The following is a 7,824-nucleotide window of genomic DNA, read 5'->3' as shown; positions in this document are numbered from 1 at the left end:
GTTCCAGCCGGCCGCCCAGGTGATCCACCTGGGCCACACCAGCCTGGAGCATCCGCTGAAGGTCGAGTTTCACAAGGGCGTGGGCCTGTCGCGCTACTTCATCAAGCGGGCCGACACCGTCCAGCGCTACATCATCGCCGTCCTGCTGGCCCCGGCCATCCTGCTGATGAGCGTGTCGCGGCCGCTGATCTGGAAGATCACCGGGCGGCCGATCTGACGCCGGCTCCCCGGCTTTCGCCGGGGAGAGCGCCGCCGCCTAGTCGGCGAACACGAAGTTGTCGAACGCCACGAAGCCCAGCGCCATCGTCAGCGAGGCCAGGCCGCCGAATCCGTCAGGCGCGAAGGTCTGGGGCGAGGTGTTGTTGGACGGCGTCGAGAAGGCGGCGCTGACCGTGCCGCCGTCCGGCCGCGTCCCCGTGAAGGTGACGAGCTGGGCGGGGATGGCGGGATTGGGGTTGCACACCTGCAGCGAGCGAAAGTCGAACGTCTGGCCCGCCGGTGGCGCGACGGTCACCGTGCAGGGCGAGCCGTAACTGCCGACGAAGCCGTTGATGAAGCCGTTGCACCACTGGTTGCCGATCGAGTTGGTGAAGGTCAGGCCCTGTGAGGCGTAGGCCGTCGCCGCCGACGGGCAGCCGGGCGGGAAGTCCTGGTCGAACGACACCGTCTTGGCGGCGACGCCTTCGAACGCGAAATWGTCGAAGGCCACGAAGCCCAGGCTGACCACCAGGCTCGTCAACTCGTCGAAGCCGACGGGGGCGAAGGTCTGCGGCGCGGTGTCGAAGTCAGGCGTGGTGAACTTGGCCCCGATGGAGGAGCCGTCGGCGCGGATGCCCGTGAAGGTGATGGTCTGCGCCGGGATCGCGGTGTTTGGGTTGCAGATCTGAAGCGACCGGAAGTCGAACAGGCCGTTGTCGTCGCGGCTGGCGAACAGCTGGCTGGGCGAGCCGTAGGTGCCGACGAAGTTGTTGGTGAACGGGCTGGCCCAGCGGTTGCCCACCGAGTTGGTGAACACCAGGCCCGCCTCGCGGTAGGCGCCCACCGCCGAAGGGCAGCCAGCCGGGAAATTGCCCTGGAACGTGATCGTGGTCGTCATCGATGCCCCCTTGGCGCGAACCGCCGAGCGCACGTCGACCGCGCGCTGATCCAGCTTGGATCGCGAGGGACTAGAATTGCCCCTAAGAGGAGAGTCAATTTTGCCGATGTCACTTGAAGTAGTGACGTCAGGCGGGGAATTTTCCGGCCCTGGCGAGGGACGAGGCGGGCGCTTTGCCCAGGCGCTCGCTGATGTCTCGGCCGATCTCGATCAGGGCCGACAGGTCGTAGCCGGTCTCGAAGCCGGCGCRCTCCAGCATGTAGACTAGGTCCTCGGTGCCGATGTTGCCGGTGGCGTTCGGCGCGAACGGACAGCCGCCCAGGCCGCCGACCGAGGCGTCCAGCACGTCTACCCCGGCCTCGACGCTGGCGAAGGCGTTGGCCAGGCCGGTGTTGCGGGTGTCGTGGAAGTGCATGCGCAGCCTGGCGTCCGGGGCGGCGGCGCGGACGGCCTCGATCCGCCGGCGGACGGTCCACGGATCGGCGACCCCGATGGTGTCGGCGATGGCGATCTCGGCCACGCCCATCGCCGCGGCCTCGCGGGCGATGGCCACGACCTGGTCCTCGGACACCTCGCCGTCGAACGGGCAGCCGAAGGCCACCGATATGGTCGCGGTGATCGGCGGACCGCCCTCGACCGCCTGGCGCTCGACGATGGCGGCCAGGACGTCGACCTGTTGCGCCGAGGTCGTCCCCTGGTTGGCGACGCCGAACCCGTCGGTGGCGCAGACCACGACATTGGCCTCGTCGCACTGGGCGGCCACGCAGCGCTCCCAACCGCGCATGTTCAGCACCAGGCCGATCCGCGAATGCTCCAGGTCGGGCTTCAGCGCCGCCTGGATCTCCTCGGCCCCGGCCATCTGCGGCACGCGGTTGGGGTTGACGAACGAGACGGTCTCGATGCGCTTGGCGCCCGCCGCCTCGAGCCTGCGGATCAGGTCCAGCTTATCGTCGACGGGCAGGGACAATTTCTCGTTCTGCAGGCCGTCGCGCGGGCCGACCTCGACGATCTGGATGAAGCGGCTCATGGGCGGGGCTCCGTTGGGAGGTCTTCACCGGCCTCGTCGCCCATTTCGTCCGGGCGGATCGGCGCGCCGCGATAGAGCGTCAGGCGCTCCCTGTCGCCGTCGGAATAGTCGAAGCCCTCGACCACGCCGGCTGGACGAGCGGTCTGGCTCAGGGCGGCGAGGGCGGCCTGGAAGGCCTTCTCCTGTCGGCCCTCGACCACGGCGGGCCGGCCCTGGGCGACGGCCTTGGCCGCCCCCACCGGGTCGGTCAGCTGGGTGGTGGTGCCCAGCAGGAAGACCATGCTGGGTTCGGCGTAGCCGGTGACGGCCACCGGACCGGGCGCGCCGCCCCGGGGCGCCAGGTCGGCGCGCTCGAGGGCGTCCTCCAGGCGCGGCGCCAGCAGCAGCGGCTCCAGCCGGGGAACCAGCACCCCGACCAGGGCGGCGTGGGCGGCGACGCCGATCGCCCCGGCCGCCACCAGGGCGATGGCGGCGGTCTTGCGCATCAGCAGCACGGCCCCCACGACGCCGGCCGCCAGGAACAGCAGGGCGGTCAGCGTCGTCCAGGGGATGTCGCTCGGGTCGCCGTGCTCGATCTGCAGATAGATCGCCACGGCCGCCAGCAGCAGGCCGGCCAGGGTCGACAGGATCGCGCCGACAACCCGGGAGATCGGACCCAGGGGCGCGCGCAGGGCAGCGGCCATCAGCATGGCCAGGGCCGGCACGGCGGGCAGGGTGTAGTGCACCAGCTTGGTCGGCAGGATCTCGAACACCAGCCAGGTCGGGATCAGCCAGCACAGGGCGAAGCGCACGCCGGCCTCATGGCGGCCGGTCCAGCCCTGGACCAGGCCGGCGGGCAGCAGCAGGGTGGCGGGGAACACCAGCACGAACGCCAGCAGGGCGTAGCTGCCGAACGGCGCGCCGTGGCTTTCCTGGCCGCCGGCCAGCTTGGGGGCGAGGTCGCCGGTCACGGCCGTCGACCAGAAGGCGCCGTCGGTGGCCACGGTGATCATCATCGCCCAGGGCAAGACGATGGCCGCCAGCACGGTCACGCCCCAGCCCCAGCCCAGGTCCTTGATCCACGGGGCCTTGCGGTCCCAGATCCACAGGGCGACGACGCTGAGCATCACCACCATCAGCCCGACCGGGCCCTTGATCAGCACGCCCATGGCCAGGCCGACCCAGAAGGCCAGCTTGGTCCAGCGGTCGATCGTCCGGCCGTTCAGATGGGCGGCGTAGATCCGCGCCACGGCGGCCATGGCCAGGGTGGTGAAGCCGCACAGGGCCGCGTCGGTCTTGGCGATGAAGGCCTCGGTCGACAGCAGGAGGGTCGCGCCCAATATGCCGCCGGCCAGCAGGCCGGTCTTGGGTCCCAGCAGCGCCGCCGCGCCCCAGGCGCAGGCGGCCGCCGCCAGCATCGCCCCCAGCAGCGAGGGGATGCGATAGGCCCAGATGCCGCGATCCTCGGGCGCCGAGAAGGCGGTGACGCTGGCGGCCTGCAGCCAATGGATGCCGACCGGCTTCTTGAAGCGCGGCTGGTCCTGGAACTTGATGACGACCATGTCGTCGGTTTCCAGCATCTGGGCGGTGGCCTGGGCGAAGCGTGATTCGTCGCGGTCGAGCGGCGGCATGGCGAACAGGCCGGGCAGCCCGGCCACCAGGGCGACCAGGGCGGCGAACAGAGGGCCGCGCCAGCCGCGGCTCCAGTCATCCAGGCGCGATTCAAGTGTCATGACAGTGGAATAGCACGATCCTTCTTTCTGGCTATTTTTGCGGTATTAGAGGCCGATGAACACCGCCGCTTCCTCAACTCCCGACTATTCGATCGTCGTGCCGGTCTTCGACGAAGGCGGCGCGGCCCCGGCCCTGGCCCGCGAGATCGCGGCCGCCTTCGCCGGCGAGAGCCACGAAATCATCTTCATCGACGACGCCAGCCGCGACGACACCAAGGCCTTGCTGGTGGCGCTGAAGGCCGAGATCCCGCAGCTGCGGGTGCTGGGCCACCGCAAGAATTCGGGCCAGAGCCGCGCCGTCCGCAGCGGCGTGCTGGCCGCCCGCGCTCCGATCGTCGTCACCCTGGACGGTGACGGCCAGAACGACCCCGCCGACGCGCCGCGCCTGGCCAAGGCCCTGAAGGCCGCCCCGCCCGAGCTGGCCCTGGTCGGCGGCGAGCGGGTCAAGCGCCAGGACAGCTCGGCCAAGCGCTTCGCCTCCAAGTTCGGCAACGGCGTGCGCAAGCGCATGCTGAAGGACACCGCCAACGACACCGGCTGCGGGCTCAAGGCCTTCCGCCGGGAGGCCTTCCTGCGGCTGCCGTACTTCGATCACATCCACCGCTACATCCCGGCCCTGATGCTGCGCGAGGGGTATCAGGTCGAGTTCCAGCCGGTGAACCACCGTCACCGCGAGAGCGGGGTGTCGAAATACACCAACTTCGGCCGGCTCAAGGCCTCGGTGTCCGACCTGCTGGGGGTGATGTGGCTGCAGACCCGCGCCCGCAATCCGCAAGGCGTGGACGAAGTCTAGGCCGCGCTCGCCCCCTGGGCGGCGCCGCCTTTCGGGAATCCGCAAAACCGGTTAACGCTGACGGCTACTGTCGCGTCGTCGGGACGCGCCTCTCGGGGGAGAGCCAGAGCATGTTCGCCGCGTTTCCGCTGCTGGCCCTGCCAGTGCTGGTCTACAACCTGATCGTCCTGACCCTGGCGGGCGGCTTCAACGCCAACGCCGCCCAGTACCGGCTGGCCGAGCAGCTGTTCACGATCCACATGACCTCCAAGGCCGACTGGGCCGTCAGCCTGGGCGACCTGCTGCTGRCCGCCTCGCTGGTGGTGTTGTTCGTCGAGCTGCTGAAGTCGACCACCAGCCGCAAGATCGCGATCATCAACCACTCGCTGTCGATGGTGCTGTTCATCATCTGCCTGGTCGAGTTCCTGCTGGCGCCGGCGTTCGGAACCTCGGTGTTCTTCCTGCTGACGGTGATGGTGCTGCTGGACGTGCTGGCCGGCTTCATCGTGACCATCGTCTCGGCCCGCCGCGACGTGGACTTCGGCGACGCGCACTGAGGCGTCTACGTGCCAGATCATGGAAATTGATGATCAACTTGTCGACGCGGAACGCAACGCGGCGCTGAGCTTCCTGGCCGCGGCGATCCATGAACTGACGATTGCGGGTCGCGATGGCTACGGCTCGAGCGGCGCGGAAAGCCACCTGATGTTGGTGAACGAAGCTATCCATAGATTGTCCGGCCATCTCCGGGACCTATGCGATCTGCAAGAACCGCTCACCAGGGGCCGCGCCCAAGGCATTGTCGCAGCCATCGAGTTGATCGACAGGCGGCAATTGGACCGAGTGCTCGCCCAACTCCACTCCCTGGGCGGCCAGTCGCGCTGATCGTCAAATTCGACAAGACCTTGCGGCCCAGCCTCGCCATGCTGACATCCCAGCTTTCCGAGGATCACGATCATGGCGTCCAAACCCGACATCTGGCTGGCGGCCGGTCTGCGCACTCCGTTCGCCAAGGTCGACGGGCCGCTGAAGACCTTTGACGCGATCGCCCTCTCGGCGCCGGTCGTTCAGGCCATGCTCGCACAGGGCGCTCGCCCCGACTTCGCGATCTGGGGCACGGTGATCCCCAACCTGACCTGGAGCAACATCGCCCGGGAGGTGCTGCTGGACGCCGGGGCCGAACCGACCATCCCGGCCTTCTCGACGATCATGGCCTGCTCGACCAGCATGATCGGGGTGATCGAGGCCGCCGGCATGATCGACGGCCGCGGTCGCGACCTGGCCCTGGTCGGCGGGGTCGAGAGCATGAGCAAGGTCCAGGTCGGGGCCAGCATCGGCTTCTCCGACTGGCTCAAGGGCTTCCAGGCTGCCAAGACTCCCGGCCAGAAGCTGGCCCACCTGGGCAAGCTGAAACCCTCGGACCTGAAGCTGTGGATCCCCAAGGTCGCCAACCGCACCACCGGCCTGTCGATGGGCGAGCACACCGAGATCACCGCGAAAGAATGGAAGCTGGCCCGCGCCGACCAGGACCAGATCGCTTTCGAGAGCCACCAGAACGCCGTGAAGGCCTGGGAGGCCGGCTTCTTCGACGACTTGGTCATCCCGGTCGGCGAGGTCAAACGCGACACCATCCCGCGCAAGGACTCCACGCTGGAGAAGCTGGCCAAGCTAGGCCCCGCCTTCGACAAGACCAGCGGCCAGGGCACGCTGACAGCCGGCAATTCCTCGCCCCTGACCGACGGAGCGGCGGCGATCTGGGTGGCGTCCAAGGCGGGCCTGGCCCGCCTGCCGGCCAAGACGCCGCGCGTGAAGGTGGTCGACTACGAGGTCACTTCGATCGACCTGCGCCACGAGGGTCTGCTGATGGCCCCGGCCTACGGCGTGCCGCGCCTGCTGGCCCGTAACGGCCTGAAATACGCCGACATCGGCCTGTGGGAGATCCACGAGGCCTTCGCCGCCCAGGTGCTGTCGCACATCGCCGCCTGGGAGGACGAGACCTTCCGCAAGACCAAGGCGGGCGTCGATGTCGATCTGGGCAAGTTCCCGCGCGAGCGGATGAACCCCACGGGCGGCAGTCTGGCGGTCGGCCATCCGTTCGGCGCGACCGGCGCTCGGATCCTCAGCCAGGCGGTCAAGGAACTGGCCAGCCGGCCCAAGGGCGAAAAGGCCATCGTCAGCATCTGCGCCGACGGCGGCCAGGGAACGATGATGCTGCTGGAGAACGCCTAGGTCAGGGCCGTGAAGATCAGCGTGACCACGGCGATATCGAAGAAGCGGGTGACGGCGGTGAGCAGCATCGGGAAACTCGCGAGACGGTTACCCGCGAGTTAAGCAAGACTGGCGCCAACCCGTTCCGACGCGCTAACTTTCAGCCATGGCCCTGTTCTTCGACCAGTTCTGGTACGACGCGCGGCTCGCCGAGCGCGGGCTGACGCGGGCGGTGCTGGCCGCCGTGGCCGGCATGACCGGCGAGGAGCTGGTCCTGGCCTACAAGGACCAGCGCGAGCTGACGGCCGCCCAGATCGCCGCCTTCGCCGAGCTTCTGGGCGTTCCGCTGGCCGAGGCCGCGCGCCGGGCGGGCGTTGGGGCGCACGCCGCCGCCTTGCCGGGCGAGACGCTGACCTTGGAGCAGAAGGTGGCGACGCTGGAGGCGCGGGTCGCCGCGCTCGAGGCCGAGCTGGCGCGTCTGAAGCGCTAGATCTCGGTCTTCTTGATCAGGCCCGCCCTGGGGCGGCGGTCGGCCGTGCCGGAATATTCCGTGCCGAGATAGGTCGAACGCGCCGTGTCGAGCACTTCCTGCCCACCGCGGAGGCCGCGTTTCTGGCCGGTCTGGCCCATCAGGTGGGCGGCGAAGGTCGCGAAGGCCCCTCTGCGAGGCGGCGGCGGAGCCGGCTGCTCGTCACGCACGAAGGTCACGTCTTCTTCGCCGTCCACCTCGGGGCGGTCGGCGTCGTTGGCGTCGTCGCGAGGCGCGGGCAGCGCGCGGCGGGCGGCCTGGGCGCGCCGGATGGGGTCGATCGGACCGTTCATGATCTGAGGTTTAGCGCCGGGACGGTTAAGAACGGATGGGTTCGGATGGTTAAGAGCCGTTAGCCCTAACCCCCTCGCCGTCATCCCGGGCCTTGTGCCCGGGACCCCTGGTTCAGCTGACGGTGAGATAGATTGGCGCGCCGGCGCGCCGCCCCTCCGCACTTGCGACGGACAGAGGGGTGGGGGG

The 7,824-nt window shown here is 69.0% G+C and carries 9 protein-coding genes and 1 pseudogene; 6 read left to right on the top strand and 4 right to left on the bottom strand.

Going from position 1 to position 7,824, the window contains the following annotated elements; genetic code table 11:
- A pseudogene (locus tag AC1DZ6_RS14050) lies at window positions 1-217 on the top strand (glycosyltransferase family 2 protein); the annotation flags it as partial.
- Window positions 218-256: 39 nt separating this feature from the next.
- Here AC1DZ6_RS14050 and AC1DZ6_RS14045 read toward each other — a convergent pair.
- The 3 genes from AC1DZ6_RS14045 to AC1DZ6_RS14035 all read right to left on the bottom strand — a co-directional run bounded on the left by AC1DZ6_RS14045 (window position 257) and on the right by AC1DZ6_RS14035 (window position 3,835).
- Window positions 257-1,096: a hypothetical protein gene (locus tag AC1DZ6_RS14045; protein WP_477097783.1), complete on the bottom strand. Its 840-nt coding sequence runs from the start codon at window positions 1,094-1,096 to the stop codon at window positions 257-259.
- A 127-nt stretch (window positions 1,097-1,223) separates the two neighbouring features.
- Window positions 1,224-2,123, bottom strand: a complete 900-nt coding sequence (locus AC1DZ6_RS14040; RefSeq protein ID WP_477097782.1) for a hydroxymethylglutaryl-CoA lyase — start codon at window positions 2,121-2,123, stop codon at window positions 1,224-1,226.
- A complete protein-coding gene (locus tag AC1DZ6_RS14035; protein ID WP_477097781.1) occupies window positions 2,120-3,835 on the bottom strand; it encodes an ArnT family glycosyltransferase in 1,716 nt (571 codons plus the stop codon). Before AC1DZ6_RS14035 ends, AC1DZ6_RS14040 begins: the two co-directional genes overlap by 4 nt.
- 55 nt (window positions 3,836-3,890) lie before the next feature.
- Between AC1DZ6_RS14035 and AC1DZ6_RS14030 the strand changes: the two genes are divergently transcribed.
- The 5 genes from AC1DZ6_RS14030 to AC1DZ6_RS14010 all read left to right on the top strand — a co-directional run bounded on the left by AC1DZ6_RS14030 (window position 3,891) and on the right by AC1DZ6_RS14010 (window position 7,305).
- A complete protein-coding gene (locus AC1DZ6_RS14030; protein ID WP_477097780.1) occupies window positions 3,891-4,628 on the top strand; it encodes a glycosyltransferase family 2 protein in 738 nt (245 codons plus the stop codon).
- Between the two features lie 110 nt (window positions 4,629-4,738).
- The gene (locus AC1DZ6_RS14025) at window positions 4,739-5,164 is read left to right on the top strand and encodes a hypothetical protein (RefSeq protein WP_477097779.1); all 426 of its coding nucleotides are present in this window, start codon (window positions 4,739-4,741) and stop codon (window positions 5,162-5,164) included.
- 19 nt (window positions 5,165-5,183) lie between these two features.
- Window positions 5,184-5,492, top strand: a complete 309-nt coding sequence (locus AC1DZ6_RS14020; protein WP_477097778.1) for a hypothetical protein — start codon at window positions 5,184-5,186, stop codon at window positions 5,490-5,492.
- 72 nt (window positions 5,493-5,564) lie between these two features.
- Window positions 5,565-6,836 carry an acetyl-CoA C-acyltransferase gene (locus AC1DZ6_RS14015; protein ID WP_477097777.1) on the top strand — a complete coding sequence of 424 codons (1,272 nt, stop codon included), beginning with the start codon at window positions 5,565-5,567 and terminating at the stop codon, window positions 6,834-6,836.
- A gap of 145 nt (window positions 6,837-6,981) precedes the next feature.
- Window positions 6,982-7,305 carry a DNA-binding protein gene (locus AC1DZ6_RS14010; protein ID WP_477097776.1) on the top strand — a complete coding sequence of 108 codons (324 nt, stop codon included), beginning with the start codon at window positions 6,982-6,984 and terminating at the stop codon, window positions 7,303-7,305.
- Here the strand turns inward: AC1DZ6_RS14010 and AC1DZ6_RS14005 are convergent.
- A complete protein-coding gene (locus AC1DZ6_RS14005) occupies window positions 7,302-7,637 on the bottom strand; it encodes a hypothetical protein (RefSeq protein ID WP_477097775.1) in 336 nt (111 codons plus the stop codon). The genes AC1DZ6_RS14010 and AC1DZ6_RS14005 overlap by 4 nt on opposite strands.
- Between the last annotated feature and the right edge of the window lie 187 nt (window positions 7,638-7,824).

This window comes from Caulobacter sp. P1_B12_2, assembly GCF_056406675.1.
This window is presented reverse-complemented; position numbering and strand designations above follow the sequence as displayed.